Genomic DNA, 19,033 nt, shown 5'->3' with positions numbered 1-19,033 from the left:
TCAGGCATCTGTTAGAAGCCAGAAGAGCATGTGTCAGCTTGGTTTGCATGAAAACAGTTTACAAACACCGATGATAGGAGAATGAATCGTCTGTAGAAGACGGAAAGACATGGTGACGGACAGACTCGTATCTATTTGCCTTCTCTGCATTTCATCTTGTAGATTATCCCCCCTTTGCAAGACCATCTGATTTTGTATAGTCATACCCTGCAGGTGTATAAGCCTTTATCCTGTTCCCAATCTATCCATTTAACGGAAGAACCCTTAAAAAGTAATTTATATGATGCTTGTTATCCTTTGGAGGATCCTTTGCAGCACGCTTGCGTTGCTTACAAGTATGGAGGCAGTGCCTGTCATTCCTTTGATAATTTTATATCTGCAATCCGTTATCCTTACCTGTGCTGTGAGAACACACTGCTTTCTGCCGTTTGCCGGGGTGTATGCAATATGGCTGTTATCGTACCATGGGCAACTCCATACACTTCTGTATCGCACCCTTCTGGCTCAATGCTGGCATTCATTCCTTCTACCCGATTCACGTATTGATAGGGAATGTCTACTGTGCCTTGATGGGCATTTGTCATCTGTACCTTTGCCCTGACGGTTTCAGGACAGGAAATAAAGGTATGCTCCGGCCAGCAGTCCCAATGTCACAACGGTGATCACCGTGATGCCGTAGCGGACAATCCATGAGTGCTTCTCACCGATGATGCGCCTTACCTTCTCGCTGCGGAGTTCTATCTTGTCGTCTGCCATAATCTGTCCCTTCTGCTGTTAGTTTCCTAATTCCAACTGATTCCTCACGAGATTGTAGTATGCGCCGCGCTTCCGTGTGAGTGCTTCGTGACTGCCTGTCTCAACCACCCGCCCTTGTCCAGCACCACTATCTGTCCGGCATTCTTCACCGTGCTCAGCCGGTGGGCTACGATGACTACAGTCTTCCCCTTGTAGAACGCATCCAGATGCTCCACGATCATGCGCTCGTTGTTGGCATCAAGTAAGTTGGTGGCTTCGTCGAGGAAGATGTAGTCGGGATTCTTGTACACGGTCCTCGCTATGAGGATGCGCTGTTTCTGTCCCTGGCTCAGACCCACGCCGTCGCGCCCTATCTTGGTGTTGTACTTCAAGGGCAGTCCCATTACATAATCGTGGATGCAGGTTATCTCGGCTGCTTTCTGCAGCCGCTGCCTGTCTATCTCGTTATCATCTACGGCTATATTGCGGGCTATCGACTCGGAGAAGATCACGCCGTCCTGCATCACCACGCCGCACTGCCTGCGCCACCATTTCTTGTTGAGCGTGTTGACATCCGTCCCGCCGATGGTAATTTTCCCACCCAATGCGGGATAATAGCCCAGCATGAGTTTGATGAGCGTGGTCTTTCCACTGCCCGACGCTCCGACAATAGCCGTCACCCGGCCTTTGGGGATATTGAGACTTACATTATCTATGATAGTTTTCAGTGCGTGAGGGTCGTATTTGAAGTTTACGTTTTCAAGGTCTATCCCCCTGCCTTCTTCTTTCACTGAAGTTTCCAATCCCTGTTTTCCGTTCTCATCGTCCATACGGTGGATCTCGTTGATGCGTTCAAGACTGATCCTCACGTCCTGCACCGAATAGAAGAAACCCATCAGCTGCTCTACGGGAGAGTTGAGCTGTCCGATGATGTACTGCACGGCGAGCATCATACCCAGCGTGAGCTGTCCGTGGATGACGGCCGTGGCCGCCACCACCGTGATGACGATGTTCTTCAGCTCATTGATGCAGATGCTGCCCGCCTCCTGTGTCTGCTGGAGCTTCAGCGATTTCATCTGCACCCTGAAGAGGTCGGCCTGCACGTCCTCCCATTTTCAGCGACGGCGCTGTTCGCAGTCCTGCAGTTTTATCTCCTGCATGGAGGTGATGAACTCGTAGGTCTTGTTGTTGTTGACGGCCTGCTGCTCGAAGAGTTCATAGTCCAGGACTTTCCTGCGCCTCAGGAAAAGGGCGAGCCAGCCGCCGTAGAGCAGACTGCCGAGCATGAAGATGGCGAAGATGAGCCGGTTGTAGAAAAGCAGCACGATGCCAAACACGATAAAGGTAAAGAAAGAGAAGACAACGCTTAATGTCTGCTGCGTCAGAAATGTGTTGACGCGCCCGTGGTTGTTCATAAGCTGCATGAGGTCGCCCATCAGCTTGGTGTCGAAGAACGACATGGGCAGCTTCAAGAGCTTGATGAAGAAGTCGCTCACCAGAGAGATGTTGATTCGCATGGAGATGTGCAGCAGCAGCCAGCGGCGGATGAAATCGATGGCCGTACGGCTCACCGTGAGCATCAGCTGTCCCAAGAGTATCAGCCAGATAAAGCCGATGTCCTGGTTCTTGATGCCCACGTCCACAATGCTTTGCGTGAGGAGAGGAAGGATGAGCTGCAGCAGGCTGCCCACGAGCCGGCCTAAAACAATCTGCCCGAAGTATTTTCGATATTGCTTGATGTAACCAAAGAGGAATTTGAACGACCGCTTCTCATCTGTCTGCAAATCATTGCGATACAAGCTATCCAGCATTGCATAGAATCACTCTGTCTATATACTCTAAACATTCTATAGTCGCTTGATGTCTTTATTAAGAGAATTATTCCCCCTGTATATTGCTTTTCTTGTGTTCAGCTTATAAATAATATTTAGAGAGAAATTCCAAAGATGATAGTCTTCGGTCTGCGTAAAACGAAAGGAATCTATAAATTCCTTTTCTTTGAATTTCATTCCATGAAAAATATCTTTAGCCTGTAAGCTTACAGTCAGCCTGTCTGATAAAAATGTTTTTTGCAAACCGAAATCGATGGAATGATATGGCTGTAATTCAACTGCCCCCTGATTCCCACCTGTATTGTAGTAAACATAGGACGATAAAATGAAATTGTGTGGAAGCTGGAAGAACTGACTAAGAACTGCATAGGCAGATGTTTTGTTGTGCTTTATCTTTTGCCCTCTGTAATCGTACTTGAAAAAAGGCTGGATGACTCCTAAAGATAGTGAAGGACTCCATGCACCCCATTTCTTCTGCATATTCAGATACATATTGAGCGTCTTCAGTGCAGGATAGTTCCTGTATGTGCTCTCTACGATATTGTCTTTTCCATTGTTATAGAAATTTGTGGCTATGTAATTTTTGTTATACGTATAGGAAACGGACAGTCTGACAAATTTATAAGACGAATAGAACTGGGCAGAATATAGTCTTGACGGAACCAAAAGAGGATTACCATGCTGATACATATATTCATTCCCATAATAACTTGCATTGCTCAATTGTCTGAATGTGGGGCGACTGATCTGCGAATTGAACGACAATGTATGGCTCCAGCTCCCCACATTGTATGATACTCTGAATGATGGGAAAATATTCCTATAATGCTTTCTCAGACTGTTTGCTTCGTCGATGCGGTCATCGTATCTGTAGGCATAGTCCTCGTAACGTACTCCCCCGGACAATGATAGGCTCTTGATTTTCTGAGTCGTTTCTGCGTATAAAGCATATCTGTGTTCCTGTGTGCGATAGTCGGAATTAATGTCATTGGCCGATGCAATCGAAAGATTTCCATTATTACCTGTATAACCCCATTCTGCTCCCCATTTTATTTTTGTATCCGGAGAAATATTCCATGTCCAGTCTGACTTTACAGCAAAGAGGTTCTGCTTTCCATTCCCGGTGCTGTTTGCTTCTATCAAAGGCAGACTTTGACGGCTCTCTGCTGTGTTTTGGACATAATCATTCTCATTGCGTACATAGTCGGCATTGAGCGTGGTATTGACTTTGCCAAGAGTGCCATTATAGAAAGTATTGACGTGCAGATAATCGGTTTTATTCTTATAATGATTTTCAACCACAGCCGAATTAACCAATTGATGGTCTGTAAGGTAATTTAAAGTTCCATTTCTATGCTCCTTATTTGTATTCTGCGACCCGTCGAATGAAAAACCAAGAGAATGTTTATCATTAATGCTGTAATCAAGACTCAACTGATAGTTAAACGTCGGCGTTCTTGTCGATCCCCATTGTTCCCTGTCGTACTGATGCAGTGTTTCACCGATTTGCAATTCTGTCGATGCTGGCTGTGTAAGTCTGCCATGACTATACTGGTAGCCTGAATTTCCAGCAATGCTCAGTTTATGGAACTGATAACCCAACTCGACACTTTGTCCCCCCGACAGGTAAGTTCTCTGCTTCAAATTACTTCTTGACAAGAACGAGAAACCTTCACTTTTGCGCAGTGTCGTTATTCTTATCACAGCCCTTCCCGAGGCTCCGAACTCCGGTCCCGGGGAAGTGATTAATTCTATGTTCTTGATGTCTGAGGGTTGAAGACGTTCTACTTCGGTATAGGATCTTATCGGCCGCTTATTGATATAGATAATCGGGCTACCCTTTCCGAAAATCTCAATGCTGCCTGTACGACCCTTTACCGCACCCGGAAGCTGGGACAGCAAATTATCAACAGTGGGGAGCTTAGATAATATCGTACCCTGCACCTGCGTAAATAAAGAACCTTCTTCCTGCCTGAAAAGCGGCCTTGAGCCTGTAACAACCACTTCTGACAATGTACTTTTACTTTCCTCGACTACTATCTTCCTTAAATCCGTATCTTTATGAATCGATGAAACGGGAAGGAAAAGAGGCTGAAATCCGACGTATGAAATTCTTAGAATGGCAGCATCTGTAACTTTGGATAAAATAAAAAAACCTTTATCGTCGGTAGTAATACCACTTATATATGTTGAATCCTTTGATAACTGTACAACATTTGCAAATGGTAAAGGGCTTCCTTTTTTATCGACCACGACACCCTTTACACTCTGTGCATTGACATATGAAAATGAAAGGGAAAATAAAATAAATATACCAATCTTATGTTTCATTTCTTTTTGTATTTTAGAGCATGAAAATCTAAAAGAGAATCAAAATCAACCCTGTCAATGGGGCAAGGATCGTATTGTGTGTTCTGATGAAGTTTATTATATCTTCTTACTGTACAACCTCCATCGCATAATGGCAGAAATGTACAATGATGATATTGAGAATCAGAAAGCATATCAGAGCCGACAATGTATGAAGGAAGTAATAAATTTTGTATGTTTCCGTCAAAAAGGTTGCTGATAATCCTCTCTTTTTTGCCAACATCTACCCAACATTTATAAAATTCTCCTTCTGGGCCAATTATGATAGAATTAACACAAGTAGCGGCACATCCTCCTATTTGTGGTGATATGTCCACTTTTATATCTTCTATTCCATATTTTTCATACATTTCCTTCAGAAAAGCTATTTCCCCTTTGTCAGGTAGCATGCTACTTAAATTGCGCAGCGTAAAATCTTGTAAGTGATCCAAGCGTTTGGCAACAAAGTTCTCAAAACACTTGGATGTGTCAGACTTTTCATCAATCTTAGTGCTGTAAACATATCAAGCAGAAATCTGACATGACAAAGGTAGCAATTAAAAACGAGAATATCACTTCTTTCTGAGGAATTTATCACATCATGGATGTTTTTTCAAAGTTGGTTTCTGAGAAACTTACCGGATCTGTATTAGGCAGACGCAGCGGCAAGGCATTCGGCCATGGAAGCATTCCTTAGTGGTTTTCATACTCCCCATTGGTTGGGGTGGGGGATTTCATGCTTAGACAAGACACAAGAACCCCCGAAAATCCTCATATCTTTGTATAAAGCCTCAAAAAGGCATCTCAATATATGGAATTATCTCACAAGGAAAAATGCTGCGGGATTGAGGCAATCAAAGGATACACACCTCATTGCCCCTTTTGACGGTAACAAACATGTCATACCGGGATTTACTCCATATTTCGGAAGACCCCAACTTGTTCCCATATCATCGGTGTTTGTAAACTGTTTTCATGCAGTTCAAAGCTGAACATGCTCTTCTGGCTCCTGAAAGATGCCTGATTGACTTGCAACAGGTGCTCTCTTAGCGTGTTATTAACGCCCTTTTGAAGTCCAATCAAGCACCTTTTACGAACGGCTTAATAACCAGCTGATTGAATGATGGTTACGAACTCGCTTTCTACATGTTTCTTTTTGATTTGCAGATGATCTGTTTGGAATTATGTAATGGTTTTTCAAAATCCTGTCTGTATTTTCAGCGTATTAAATTGAAAGGTTTTTGTATCGGATGATGATGATAGAATAGACAGCCGAGGCGGTCTTGGCTATGTTTGTTGAATGAATCACTTCGCTTCTTCCGTCAAAGCTGTACGGAAAGCATCCATACATTTAACGGAAGAACCATTTTGGGAGTCTTCAGGGATCTGGCGTGATGAGGTCTGTCTCGTGTGTTGACGACTTTGATGAAATATGACACAGAGGCAGGGAGTGAAAGGAGGTGAAAAACCATAGCGCGGAGGCACTGTCGGTGTGTGGAGCAGCGGAGGTTATCGGAGAGTCTTATCAGAGCGTTTGTCTGTGAGAATGATGAATGGCGTTTATCCCCAAAAATGAAAGAACCCCGTACTCTCTGCCGCTTTTTGTGCCGTCAGTCCCTCCGTGATGTTTTTTCCTCTGCTTTCTCCGCTTCTCTGTGTGCTTTATTATGTAGCGGGCTTACTTCATCGCTCTCTATTTCGGAAGACCCGTTTTTTGCCTTTCAATCGGGCAGATGTCCTCTCTCAATGGAGGGACGGAAATGGAAAAGCGGCATGAGACACGCCTCGGGCGATGTCTTCATGCCGCTTTCCTGTACCCTGCCGTCAGCAGAGAGAGAGCGTTCTATTTTCCGCAGCTGCAGGCCGTCCACGGCTTCAGTTCCTTGAAGAAGTCGTGCCCTTTGTCGTCTACGAGGATGAATGCCGGGAAGTCCTCCACGGTAATCTTCCAGATGGCTTCCATGCCCAGTTCGGGGTATTCCACGCACTCAATGCTCTTGATGCTGCTCTGTGACAGTACGGCTGCGACACCGCCGATGGTGCCGAGATAGAAGCCGCCGTGTTTCTTGCAGGCGTCCGTAACAGTCTGCGTGCGGTTGCCCTTGGCAATCATGACGAGCGAGCCGCCGTGGTCCTGGAACTCGTCGACATACGGATCCATGCGGTTGGCCGTAGTCGGCCCCATCGAACCGCATGGGTAGCCCTTCGGTGTCTTGGCTGGTCCGGCATAGAGGATGGGATGATCCTTGAAGTACTGCGGCAGATCCTCGCCGGCATCCAGCCGTGCCTTGAGCTTGGCGTGGGCAATGTCGCGGGCGACGATGATGGTTCCCTTAAGATTGACACGTGTCGAGACGGGATATTTCGTCAGTTCAGCCCGGACGGCATCGATGCCCTTGTCGAGGTCGATCTCAATCCCCTTGCTTCCTTCGCCCGGCCTGCGGTATTCCTCCGGAATCAGTTCGCCCGGGTTGGTGTCCATCTTCTCGAGCCAGATACCCTCTTTGTTGATCTTCGCCTTGATGTTGCGGTCGGCAGAGCAGCTGACACCCATGCCGATGGGACAGCTGGCACCGTGGCGGGGCAGGCGGATGACACGGATGTCGTGGGCAAGATACTTGCCGCCGAACTGTGCGCCGAGCCCGATCTTATGCGCCTCAACGAGCAGCTTGGCTTCCAGGTCGGTGTCGCGGAAGGCGCGGCCTGTCTCGTCGCCGGTAGTGGGAAGGCTGTCGTAATACTTGATGCTGCCGAGCTTTACAGTGAGGAGGTTCTTCTCTGCGGAAGTACCGCCGATGACGAAGCAGATGTGGTAAGGAGGACAGGCTGCCGTTCCGAGGCTCTTCATCTTCTCAACGAGGAACGGGATGAGCGTGCCCTCGTTCTGGATGGTGGCCTTGGTCATGGGGTAGAAGTAGGTCTTGTTGGCGGAACCGCCGCCCTTGGCGACCATGACGAAGCGGTACTCCGCACCCTCGACAGCCTCGATGTCGATCTGTGCCGGGAGGTTGCACTTGGTGTTCACCTCGTCGTACATATTGAGCGGAGCATTCTGAGAGTAGCGGAGGTTCTCCTCGGTGAAGGTGTTGAACACGCCCCTTGAGAGTGCCTCCTCATCTTCAAACCCGGTCCATACCTGCTGTCCTTTCTCACCATGGATGATGGCGGTACCCGTGTCCTGGCAGAAAGGCAGTATGCCCTTCACGGCCGTCTCGGCATTGCGGAGGAACTGCAGGGCGACGTACTTGTCGTTCTCTGATGCCTCCGGGTCGGTCAGGATTTTCGCGACCTGCTCGTTGTGCGCACGGCGGAGCATGAACTCGCAGTCGTGGAAAGCCTCCTGTGCCAGCAGGGTGAGTGCCTCCTTACTGACCTTGAGAATCTCTTTACCTTCAAACTCACCGGTGCTGATACCTTCCTTTGATACCAGCCGGTATTCGGTGTCATCCTTGCCCAATTGGAACATTGGGGCGTATTTGAATTCAGCCATAATGTTTTGTTTGCCCGTCAGAGGAGGTGTCAAAGTACCGTCGGCTTCTCTGATACAGCTCCGCTCGGGGTTATCTGTTTGTTATATGATGTTTTTGTATGTTTTCGCCAGATACCCCCTCCCTGCCGGGAGGGGATAGATGTGTGTTTTCTGAGCGGTCAAGAGGGTGGGATTCCTCAATAGCCGAAGATTTCCTCTGTCGTCACCCGCTTGATCGGAGCGATTTTCTCCAACGCCTTCATGTCCAGCTCCTTCTCGTCGCCGAGGATGATGTACTTGTAAGGTTTGTCGGCAATGTACGTCTTCTCGAAGTCGATGATGTCCTTCAGCTGCAGAGCCGGCAGAGCCTTGTAGATCTTCTCGTTCAGCGAGCAGTCGAGTCCCAGCCGCTGTGCTGCGAGATAAGACGTAAGGATGCCGTATTTCGTTGTACGTGCGGAGGCCAGGCTCTTCATCAGGCTCTGCTTGGCGAGGTCGAAGCCGGCCTGACGTACCGGCATATCGTTGAGTAGTTTGTTGAACTCGTGTACACAGTCCATCATCTTGTCGTTCTGCGTGATGATGTAGGTGTAGAAGCTCTCCTTGTCGCCCAGCCGGTAAGGCTCGTCATACCGTGCAAAGGCCGAATAGGCCAGTCCGCGTGCTTCGCGCAGCTCCTGGAAGACGATGGCGTTCATGCTGCCGCCGAAGTACTCGTTGAAGAGTGCGATGACGGGGGCGCGGTCGGCCGACCATTCCTGATTCTCGTTGTGGAGCTGTACCATGTAGATGTTCTTGGCATCGTAAGGTGCGATGACGACCTCGTTCTTTGGTGTCGTCTGTTCCACGTAGCGTTTCTGTGCAGGGACTGCGGCGAATGTCTTCGGCGACCGGACGGTCTTCGTGACGAGCTGGTCGATGTCTTTCAGGCTTGACGGTCCGTAGTAGAGAACTGTCATTTTGTAGTTCTTCAGACTTTTCAGCATCGTAAGCAGCTCCTGTGGGTTCATCGCCTTCAAGGCCTGTTCGCTGAGGATGTTGCGTGTCGGGTTGTAGGTTCCGTAGGTCGCATAGTTCCTGAGTGCGGAGAAGTTGGCCTGCTGGTTGGCCTTGTTGTCGCTGCGGGTTTTCAGTATCTGTTCTACATAGAGGCCGTATGCCTGCCTGTCCGCCTTGGCATTGCCGATCAGGTCGTTCAGCAGGGCGAGTGCCTGCGGCAGGTTGGAGTTCAGACCGTTCAGCGTGATGTACGTACGTTCGTTCCTCTCGCTGATGCTGTAGTCGCACGCCAGCTTGTAGAACTGCTGCTTGATCTGTTCGTTGGTCAGCTTGTCCGTCCCTAAATAGTCGAGATAGCCGGCGGCATAGTTGAGTTTCGGATCATGCTCGTCACCGAACGGAAGGACGAAACACAGCGTGAAGAGGTCGTTCGTCGTGTCCTGCTTGTAGAGCACGGGCAGACCCTTTTTCGTCACGGCCTTGGTCAGATCACGCTTGTAGTCGACGAACTGCGGCTGGATAGGTGTTGTCTTCGTGTTCACGATTTCTTCCAGGAACGCACTGTGCTTGTCGTTGTTGGTAGGGATAGGTGTGATGGAAGGCTTTTCCACCTTTTTGATTGTCGTGTCGTTGCCCTGTTCCTTGTAGACGCAGGCAAAGTCGTTGCCGAAGAACTTCCTGGCATAGCTTACCACGTCCGCCTTGGTCAGCTTCGAGATACGTCCGATCTTCTCCACTTCCCGCTTCCAGTCCTTGTGGTTGATGAAAGCGTCCACGAACTGGTTGGCGCGGAACTGGTTGTTGTCGAGCTGTGTGTAATAGTAGCGTTTGTAGTTGTTGATGATGGAGGGCAGCAGGTCGTCTGAGAACTGTCCTTTCTTCAGTTTCTCTATCTCGGCCAGTGCGAGGCTGCGTACCTCCGGCAGGGTCTGCCCCGCCTTTGACTGTCCGTAGAGGTAGAAGACGGAATAGTCGGTCATGTCGGTCACGCCCGCTCCGATGTTCTGTACTTTCATCTTCTGGCTGAGGTCCAGGTCGAAGAGACCCGCCCGTCCGTTGGACAGCAGCTGTGCGATTACCTCGAGCGTGTCGATCTGCTGGGAGTTTGCAGCCTCGGCGCGCCATCCCATGAAGAACATCGGGGCTTCCTTTCCGATGACCGTCGTGTCGATGGGTGCGGTGATGGCCGGCTGGGCGGCATACTGCGGCACATCAATGTGTGCGCTGGGTTTCCAGCTGCCGAAATACTTGTCGATGACGGCTACTGTCTCGTCGGGATCGAGGTCGCCCGACATGCAGATGGCAATGTTGTTGGGGACGTAGTACTTGTGGAAATAGTTCTTGATGTTGACGATGGAAGGGTTCTTCAGGTGTTCTCCCCGCCCGAGGGTCGTCTGTGTTCCGTAGGGGTGCATGGGGAAGAGCTTGGCAAACAGAGCCGCATACATCTTGCGCCAATCGCTGGAGAGGCTGATGTTGTACTCCTCGTACACGGCCTCCAGTTCGGTGTGGAAGCCGCGGATGACCATGTTCTGGAAGCGGTCGCCCTGTACCTTCGCCCATGTGTCTATTTCGTTGGACGGGATGTTCTCCACATAACAGGTGACATCGTTGCTGGTATAGGCGTTCGTGCCCTCGCTTCCGATGGCCGTCATCATCTTGTCGTATTCGTTGGGGATGTTGTAGCGGGCTGCCAGCTGGGAGATGGAGTCGATCTGGTGATACCACTGCTTGCGCGCCTTGGGGTCGGTGATGCGCCGGTACTGCTCGAAGCGTGCCTCGATGGAATCAAGGTAGGGACGCTCCGCCTCGGCATCCGACGTGCCGAAGTGTGTCGTGCCCTTGAACATAAGATGCTCGAGGTAGTGTGCCAGTCCCGTAGTCTCCTTCGGGTCGTTGCGCGAACCGGTCCGTACGGCGATGTACGTCTGTATGCGTGGTTTCTCTTTGTTGACAGACAGATAGATTTTCAGTCCGTTCTTCAGGGTATAGATACGTGTCTGCATCGGGTCGCCCGGTACGCTTTCATAGCTGTAACGCTGTGCCTGTGCGGTCAGGGCGGCCAGCAGGAGCACGGCTCCCAGGAGAAGTCCCTTCAGGAGGGTAGGGTGAATGGAATGTTTTTTCATAAGTCAGTTGTTTTATACAATATATAAAGGTGATTTGTCAGTTCTCAAAGTCGATCTCGTGGTCGAGGCTGTTGACGAACGACTCGAAGACTTCCCGGTCCACGTCGCCCATCTCGTATTCCTTCTCTGCATCCTTCCTGATCTCCGCGATCCAGGCTCTTCGTGCCTCGATGTAGTCGTTTTTGATGCGTGCATCATCTTCATCGGTAATCTCCGTGATGCCGTAGTACTCCAGAATCAGGCGGTAGGTCCACGCCCACTGGTAAACCCGGTAGTTGTCGTTGATCTCGCAGAAGCGGTCGATCACCTCCTGAATCGTCTCCAGGCTGCCGTTCTTGATGTCGTCGATCAGCCGCTGCTCCTCCGATACGGGGAGCAGAAGCCCTGACAGGTCGTCCCATCTTCCGGTGCCTGTTTCGGTCTCCGGCTTGCCGAAGAAGCCCCGCTTGTGTGCCCGCTTGAGTACGGCTCCCATGTAGATGCGCAGTGCGATGTCGTAGTATTTGATGCCCTTGCGCAGGCTGCTGGCGTTGATGACGTACTCGTGGTAGTTGTACGACGAGACGTTGTCGCCGCTTGCCTGCCTCAGATTCTCAAGTATCTTCTTTCCCCGGAGAATCTCGCCGACGGAGAAAGGCGACAGCCAGTCGAAGTTGACAATGCTCTTCTGCGACTGCTGCGGGCGCATATCCCTCTTCGGCCACTTCCGTATGTCACGGTAAAGACCGACGGTGGTGATGTTCCTGCCTGGCACGAGGAACATCTTGTCGGCCTCGGCGATGAGGTAGGAGAAGGGCAGCGCGGTGGTGTTGGGATGGTGCATCAGCTTGCCGAAGCACACGGAGAATGTACCGATGGTCGCCGGCATGAGCAGATAGCTTCCGCTTGCCGTCTTCGTGCCGCGCTCCAGTATGCCCCAGTGCATCGGCCCCATCTTGTAAGCATGGTTGGAGAAATTGGTCCCCGATCCTGCATTGTAGAAAGAGAACATACCGCCGATAAGCAGCGAACTCTTGTGATGGGAGGCGCAGAACGGACCGCAGAAGGCCGCGCAGGCTTCCCCGTTCGCCATGAACGAATTGGCGAAGAATACGCTCTGTGATGCCGTGAAGCCGTTGGCTATCTGACAGGCTTCGCCCACGAAGCAGTCCTGCATCTTCACGCTGTTCACGATGCTCGACCCGTCAGAGATGATGGAGTTCTCGCAGATGACGCCCGTCCCGATGTAGACGCTGGCGTTCTCGGAGCTCAGGATGGTGCAGTCGCTCAGCCGGCTGGCCCCGGAAATCTCGCAGTCGTCCTGTATGACGGTGTTCGTGATCTCCTTCGTGTTGACGATCTTCACGTTGTTGCCGATCGTCCCGCGCTCGGGATTGGTGCGGGCGATCTCCTCCGACACCAGCCGGCGAATGGCGTTCTTGAGGTCTTTGTCGTTGAAGTGTTTCACCATGAAGGCGGCGAACTGGCTGTTGAGGTCGTGGAAGAGAATCACGTTGCCGTCGCCCACCTCGTTCAGTACCGAGATCAGGTTGCCCTCACCGTAGCTCGCTCCTTCCGTCGTCTCCATGACGGAGATGTTGGAGATGAGGCAGTCGTCGCCGATGGTGTAGTTGTTGATATAGTTCCCCACCTTTTCTATCAGGCAGTCATTGCCCACGGTCACATTGCGCAGGGTGGCGTCGTTGATGCCGGAATGCTTGAAGAAGTCCTTGGTAATCTCGACATTCTTCTGGCAGCAGCCCAGCCGGATGTCGCCGTAGAACATGACCCGGTGGAAGAACTTCGCCTGGAATCCGTCTTCGGAAACCTCCACCCGGTTCCAGTCTTCAGCCCAGCAGCTGTTCTTCTCCAGTGTCTCTATCTCTTCAAAGGTAAGGGAACGGTATTGCATACTTCTTTTCTTTAATTGTCCTGACAGATGGGTGAGCATAGGGAATGAGCTGTCCCGTCGTTTCTACTCCTCTATGTTATAGAGGAAATCGTTGTAGGGATATTTCTGGACGTGCAGCTCGCGCACTTTCTTGTAGAGCACCTCCCTGAACTCGTCGATATTCTCCTTTTTCTTGGCGGAAATGAACAGGCAGTTGTCATGCTCCTTTGCCATCCACGTCCGTTTCAGTTCGTCCAGCGTGATGTTTTCTTTCGTAGCAGGCGTGAGGTCGTCTTCTTCCTTTTCCACCCAGTGATAGTTGTCAATCTTGTTGAAGACGATCATCGACGGCTTGTCGGCGCAGCCGAGGTCGGCCAGTGTCTTGTTGACGACCTGTATCTGTTCTTCAAAGTCAGGATGGGAAATGTCTACGATGTGCAGCAGCAGGTCGGCTTCCCGTACTTCGTCGAGTGTCGACTTGAACGAATCGACCAGATCGGTCGGCAGCTTGCGGATAAATCCCACGGTGTCTGCCAGCAGGAAGGGGAGGTTTTCCACGACCACCTTGCGTACGGTCGTGTCCAGTGTGGCGAAGAGTTTGTTTTCGGCAAAGACCTCGCTCTTCGCCAGCAGGTTCATCGTCGTCGACTTGCCCACGTTCGTATAGCCCACCAGGGCGACCCGGATCAGCCGTCCGCGGTTCTTGCGCTGCGTGCTCTTCTGCTTTTCAATCTCGACCAGCCGCTGCTTCAGGAGCGACATGCGCTGCAGGATGATGCGGCGGTCCATCTCCAGCTGGGTCTCGCCCGGTCCGCGCAGGCCTACCGATCCCTTTCCGCCACCCGATCCCGAGCCGCCGCCCTGTCGTTCCAGGTGCGTCCACAGACGCTGCAGACGGGGGAGCATATAGCGGTACTGCGCCAGCTCCACCTGTGTCTTGGCGTTGGCCGTCTGTGCGCGCATGGCAAATATGTCGAGGATGAGCGAGGTGCGGTCCAGGATCTTCACGCCGAGTTCGTGCTCGATGTTGCGCATCTGCTTGGCAGAAAGTTCGTCGTCGAAGATGACCATGCCGACCGGATCATCCTCGTCTTCTTTCTGTTGGATGTATTCTTTTATCTCTTCGAGTTTTCCCTTGCCGACATAGGTGACGGCGCTCGGGCCGTTCAGACGCTGTGTAAAGCGTTTCACGGTCACGGCTCCGGCCGTATCGGCCAGGAACTCCAGTTCGTCAAGGTATTCCTTTGTCTTGGCTTCGTCCTGCTCCTTCGTGATCAGACCGACGAGGACGGCGGTCTCTGCCTTGACATCAGATAGGATGAATTCTTTCATTCGGTATGCTTCTGTTATGGCTTGTCTTCCTGTGCGGCAGCGTGCTTTCGCCCTGTCCGGGTCCGTGCAGACTGCCACATGGCAAAGGTAGTTATAAAATTCGGAAAATGCTAATGAGCGACCTTGAAAATTGTCTTTCCGCTGGCGGTGCGGCACCGGAAGCCTTCATGCAGGCGTTCAGAAGCTGTACTGGAATCCTATCGAGGCAAATTCTTTCAGCTGCCAGTAGGCATGGTGGTCATCGCGCCGCACGCCGTCGTCGAAGCGCGGGTAGATGAAGATACGGCTCGAAATGTAGCGGTTGAAGCGGAACGTGAAGGTGTTCTCCCATTCCAGTTCCGAACGTTTGTAGGTGGAATAGCCGTAGAGGCGTGTCTTCCATGACAGCTGTTCCAGCAGCTTCCACTCCAGGTCGACGGTGAACTCAGAACCGAAGTCGTGCAGGAAATGCCGTCCTTCATCGATTCCCAGCCGGTCCGACAGCTCGAGCATACGGGCGTACTTCATGTTGTAGGCCAGCGGGGCCAGGTGGAAGTTGCCTTTCAGGCGGTGGTCCAGCCAGTCGACGGCATAGTCCATACCGAGGGAGAGGTTCAGGTTCAGCGGCGAGAGGAAGGCGGCATACACCTTCGGGTCGTTCGAGCGGTAGGAGCGGGCAAACTGCGTGTTGCCGATGAGCTGCACCGTATAATACCAGCGTTTCGTCGCCTGCAGGCCCAGTTTCGACGTGAGGCGTATCAGATCCTCCGTGCTCTTGACGCTGTGCAGCGAGTCCGAACGGCTGCTCTGCATGCCGTATTTCAGTTCCAGCCGGTTCTCCCACTTCACCTTCTGCTTGTTGTTGTAATTGGCCTGCATGACCAGCGATGCCAGGGCCGAATAGTTGCTTTCGCCCCCTTTGTACCAGTTGCCTGTCACGTAGTTCTGCAGGAACTGCAGGGCATAGTCGCCCTGGAATGTCCAGAAGTTAGGGCGCAGCACCATGATCTCCACCGGGGCGGTCTGCGGTTCGGCAGGCTGTCCCGTCACCTTCTCCACCAGTTTCACGTCGTGGCGGATCGGGGTCTCTATCTCGTCGAGTCTCCCCTGCTGCATCCGTATCTTGCGGTCGGTTCCGGTGACAAGGTCGGGACGCGACAGATAGAGGTGCATCAGTTCTGCGAGGAATGGATTGTCTTTCCGGTCACGTGTAAACAGCCCTTCCGGCACGCTGCCGTAATAGGTAAGGGGCATGAACAGCTGCATGGCATTCCGCTGCAGCGTACTGTCCGGTCTTCTTCCCTGCGGCTTCCGGGAAAACAGGCTGTCCTTTAGAGCGTGGATGGAGTCGGTGTACGCCTGCTCGCACGCTGCCGCCGGCTGTACATCCTTATGGGCAGATGCGGGATGGTGGACTTGGGCGGCGGCGGTCAGTCCCATGCCCAGGAATATCGTGATGAAGAGTTTCTGTATCATGCTGTGAATATAACAGGTGCAAACTTACGGCATTTTTTTCAATTACTGCCCCTGTTTCCGGAAATTCTTTTGCAAGTCATGACGATACAGCCGAAGACAAAGGCCGGGACGGCATCCCGACCGGTCGTGTATGGCTTGCCGTCCGGCTGGACGGGAAATGGAGGGGCAGCGGTCTTGTGTGCGGCTTGACGGGCCGGGCGTACACAGCACACTTTTCTTGGTTCTTCCGTTCAATGTATAGATTGGAAATAAAGGCCTGTGCACAGGCAGGGTATGACCGTCCGGAAGCAGATGCCCTTGCAAAGGATGTTAGACAGAAAGATAAGATGCGGAAAATGCGAATTGAGGCGATGCCTGTCCATCAGTCCGTCTTTCCGTCTTCTACAGACGACTTATTCCCACATTATCGGTATTTGTAAACTGTTTTCATGCAGTGCAAAGCAACACATGCCCTTCTGGCTCCTGAAAGATGCCTGATTGACTTGCAGCAGGTGCCCTTTCAGCGTCTTACCAACGCCCTTTTGAAGTCCAATCAGGCACCTCTTTTGAACGGCTTTGTAACCGGTTGACTTGCTACTGGTTACGAACTCGCTTTTTCGTGTGTTTCTTCGTATTTGCAGCTGATCCGTTTGAAATTATGTAATGACTTTTCAAAACCTTATCTGTATTTTCAGCATATTAAAATAAAAAAGGCTTTTGTATCGGAGGATGATGATAGAACAGACAGCCAAGACGGCCCTGACTATGTTTTTTCAATGAACTCCGGCTCTTCTGTTAAGGCTATGCGAAAAGCATCCACGCACTTGACGGGAGGACCGGGAAAAGGGTCGGAATCCGAGGGCCTTGGACGGGTTTGACAGGTTGGATGTACACGAAATACTTTTTTGGAAAAAGGAAACGGTGAATGCCGTCTGTTCAGATTATTTTAGTAACTTTGCCTCCGGCCCGACAGGCTTCAGGCGGTCTCTGGAAATTCCCTTTGATGGATTTCTGCCTTTCAGGCGGACAGGCGCTGCTGTTCCCCTTGGTAGAGCATGGCGGCTGTCCGGCGGAAAGAGAGGCGGAAGATGCCGTACAAGAGTATAGAAGGCACAAAACGTTGGAAGGATTCCTGTCAGCGGCCGTCCGGCGTGGTGTTTTCAGAACAGTCCTTTCATGGTCAGGATCGGCCGGTAACAAGTAACTAAAAACAGTAGCAAACAACAATGAGTATCAGAAAATCATGGGCTGCCCTGTGTCTGCTGGGCAGCCTGCTCCTACCGTCAACAGCATCGGCACAGTTCAACTGGCCCTACAAGATCACCGGCGGAAAGGCCGTCACGGAAGTGCCTGCACGCCCGGCAGGACAGGAGAGTGCCCTGAACCTCTCCGCCCCGAAGATGAAAGTCGTGCGGGTGGCCTTCGTCGGACTGGGCATGCGCGGCCCCAGTGCGGTGGAACGCTGGATGCACATCCCCGGCATCCAGGTGATGGCCCTCTGCGACCACGAACGCGGCAGAGCCGAGAAATGCCAGGACATTCTCCGCAAGGCAAGCATGCCTGCCGCCGACATCTACTCCGGTGAGGACGGATATAAAGAACTCTGCCGGCGCAAGGACATCGACCTCGTCTACATCGCCCCCGACTGGAAGCACCACTTCCTCGTCGCCCGGGAGGCGATGACGCACGGCAAGCACGTGGCCATCGAGGTGCCGGCGGCGATGAACCTGTCGGAAATCTGGCAGCTGATCGACCTGTCCGAGAAGACCCGCCTGCACTGCATGATGCTGGAGAACTGCTGTTACGACTTCTTCGAGCTGAACTCGCTGAACATGGCGCAGAAGGGTGTCTTCGGCGAAGTGCTTTACGTGCAGGGAGCTTACCGCCACGACCTGACACCGTTCTGGGATGCCTACTGGAAGAAGGATGCGCAGGACAGGCTGGGCTGGCGGCTGGACTACAACCGGAAGTTCCGCGGCGACATCTATGCCACACACGGCCTCGGACCTGTCGCACAGGTACTGGACATCCACCGCGGCGACCGCATGAAGACGCTCGTCGCCATGGACACGAAGTCGGTCAACGGTAAGATGCACGTGGAGCAGATGACCGGGGAAAAGTGTGACGGATTCCGCAACGGCGACCAGACGACGACGCTCATCAGCACGGAGAACGGCAAGGTCATCGAAATCCATCACAACGTGATGACCCCGCAGCCGTACAACCGTATGTACCAGCTGACAGGCACACGGGGCTTCGCCAACAAATATCCTGCCGAAGGCTATGCGCTGTCGGCCGGCGAACTGAAGAAGTCGGGCGTCACGCCGTCGGCCGATGACCTCTCCGGACACTTCTATCTGTCAAAGGCAGATGCACAGGCACTGGTGCGGAAATACGAAAGTCCGCTGGTTGCCAAGTACGAGAAGGAGGCGAAGGAAGTCGGCGGACACGGCGGAATGGACTTTATCATGGATTCCCGGCTGGTCTACTGTCTGCAGAACGGCCTGCCGCTGGACATCGATGTCTACGACCTGGCCGAATGGTGCTGCCTGGCCGAGCTGGGCACCATCTCCATGGACAACGGCAACATCCCGGTCGAGGTGCCCGACTTCACGCGCGGCGAATGGAACCGTGTCAAGGGCTTCCATCACGCATACGCATCGCCTGCCGATGAGGCGCAGGCGGCTGCGGACGCCATGGCTTTTACGGCCAGACTGAAGGAGAAGGGGAAGAAGTACTGGGAGAAGGCTGACAGATCCTCCGGAAAGAAATAGCCCCTGCCTTCCTGCTACGACAAATGCCGTAACTCTCAATACGAAGAGTTACGGCATTTTCCGTTGTTGTCCGTGGGGCTGAAAGCCGCCTTTCCCTTTCCGGGTCTTTG

General features: G+C 52.0%; 8 protein-coding genes and 2 pseudogenes. 1 reads left to right on the top strand and 9 read right to left on the bottom strand.

The window, feature by feature from the left end:
* Positions 1-276 precede the first annotated feature (276 nt).
* The 9 genes and pseudogenes from HMPREF9141_RS13640 to HMPREF9141_RS02075 form a co-directional block, all read right to left on the bottom strand.
* Positions 277-756: pseudogene (locus HMPREF9141_RS13640) on the bottom strand (HlyD family secretion protein).
* A gap of 18 nt (positions 757-774) precedes the next feature.
* Positions 775-2,516 (bottom strand): annotated as a pseudogene (locus HMPREF9141_RS13225) (peptidase domain-containing ABC transporter); the annotation flags it as partial.
* A 66-nt stretch (positions 2,517-2,582) separates the two neighbouring features.
* The gene (locus HMPREF9141_RS02105) at positions 2,583-4,898 is read right to left on the bottom strand and encodes a TonB-dependent receptor domain-containing protein (RefSeq protein ID WP_007366773.1); all 2,316 of its coding nucleotides are present in this window, start codon (positions 4,896-4,898) and stop codon (positions 2,583-2,585) included.
* Positions 4,895-5,287 (bottom strand): SPASM domain-containing protein, encoded by a 393-nt coding sequence (locus HMPREF9141_RS02100; RefSeq protein ID WP_218916009.1) that lies wholly within the window; start codon positions 5,285-5,287, stop codon positions 4,895-4,897. The genes HMPREF9141_RS02105 and HMPREF9141_RS02100 overlap by 4 nt, the downstream gene beginning before the upstream one ends.
* A 1,472-nt stretch (positions 5,288-6,759) precedes the next feature.
* Entirely contained in the window at positions 6,760-8,406 is a 1,647-nt protein-coding gene (locus HMPREF9141_RS02095; RefSeq protein WP_007366768.1) for a fumarate hydratase, read from the bottom strand.
* A gap of 176 nt (positions 8,407-8,582) precedes the next feature.
* Entirely contained in the window at positions 8,583-11,513 is a 2,931-nt protein-coding gene (locus HMPREF9141_RS02090; RefSeq protein WP_007366767.1) for a M16 family metallopeptidase, read from the bottom strand.
* A 37-nt stretch (positions 11,514-11,550) separates the two neighbouring features.
* Entirely contained in the window at positions 11,551-13,404 is a 1,854-nt protein-coding gene (locus HMPREF9141_RS02085; RefSeq protein WP_040554145.1) for a DUF4954 family protein, read from the bottom strand.
* A gap of 63 nt (positions 13,405-13,467) precedes the next feature.
* On the bottom strand, positions 13,468-14,715 hold the full coding sequence (gene hflX / locus HMPREF9141_RS02080) for a GTPase HflX (protein ID WP_007366765.1): 1,248 nt from the start codon (positions 14,713-14,715) through the stop codon (positions 13,468-13,470).
* Positions 14,716-14,892: 177 nt separating this feature from the next.
* Complete coding sequence (locus HMPREF9141_RS02075; RefSeq protein ID WP_007366764.1) at positions 14,893-16,170, bottom strand: DUF3078 domain-containing protein; 1,278 nt, start codon at positions 16,168-16,170, stop codon at positions 14,893-14,895.
* A gap of 1,205 nt (positions 16,171-17,375) precedes the next feature.
* Between HMPREF9141_RS02075 and HMPREF9141_RS02060 the strand changes: the two genes are divergently transcribed.
* Positions 17,376-18,923 carry a Gfo/Idh/MocA family protein gene (locus tag HMPREF9141_RS02060; RefSeq protein WP_007366761.1) on the top strand — a complete coding sequence of 516 codons (1,548 nt, stop codon included), beginning with the start codon at positions 17,376-17,378 and terminating at the stop codon, positions 18,921-18,923.
* Positions 18,924-19,033: the final 110 nt, after the last annotated feature.

The organism is Prevotella multiformis DSM 16608, from assembly GCF_000191065.1.
Taxonomy (GTDB): Bacteria; Bacteroidota; Bacteroidia; order Bacteroidales; family Bacteroidaceae; genus Prevotella; species Prevotella multiformis.
The sequence above is the reverse complement of the archived record's forward strand: the minus strand, read 5'-3'. Positions and strand labels throughout refer to the sequence as shown.

What these genes read in the sequence shown, in the direction of transcription:
- HMPREF9141_RS02105 (WP_007366773.1), bottom strand. Translation starts at nt 4,898, where the DNA reads ATGAAACATAAGATTGGTATATTTATTTTATTTTCCCTTTCATTTTCA.
- HMPREF9141_RS02100 (WP_218916009.1), bottom strand. Translation starts at nt 5,287, where the DNA reads ATGTATGAAAAATATGGAATAGAAGATATAAAAGTGGACATATCACCA.
- HMPREF9141_RS02095 (WP_007366768.1), bottom strand. Translation starts at nt 8,406, where the DNA reads ATGGCTGAATTCAAATACGCCCCAATGTTCCAATTGGGCAAGGATGAC.
- HMPREF9141_RS02090 (WP_007366767.1), bottom strand. Translation starts at nt 11,513, where the DNA reads ATGAAAAAACATTCCATTCACCCTACCCTCCTGAAGGGACTTCTCCTG.
- HMPREF9141_RS02085 (WP_040554145.1), bottom strand. Translation starts at nt 13,404, where the DNA reads ATGCAATACCGTTCCCTTACCTTTGAAGAGATAGAGACACTGGAGAAG.
- hflX (WP_007366765.1), bottom strand. Translation starts at nt 14,715, where the DNA reads ATGAAAGAATTCATCCTATCTGATGTCAAGGCAGAGACCGCCGTCCTC.
- HMPREF9141_RS02075 (WP_007366764.1), bottom strand. Translation starts at nt 16,170, where the DNA reads ATGATACAGAAACTCTTCATCACGATATTCCTGGGCATGGGACTGACC.
- HMPREF9141_RS02060 (WP_007366761.1), top strand. Translation starts at nt 17,376, where the DNA reads ATGAGTATCAGAAAATCATGGGCTGCCCTGTGTCTGCTGGGCAGCCTG.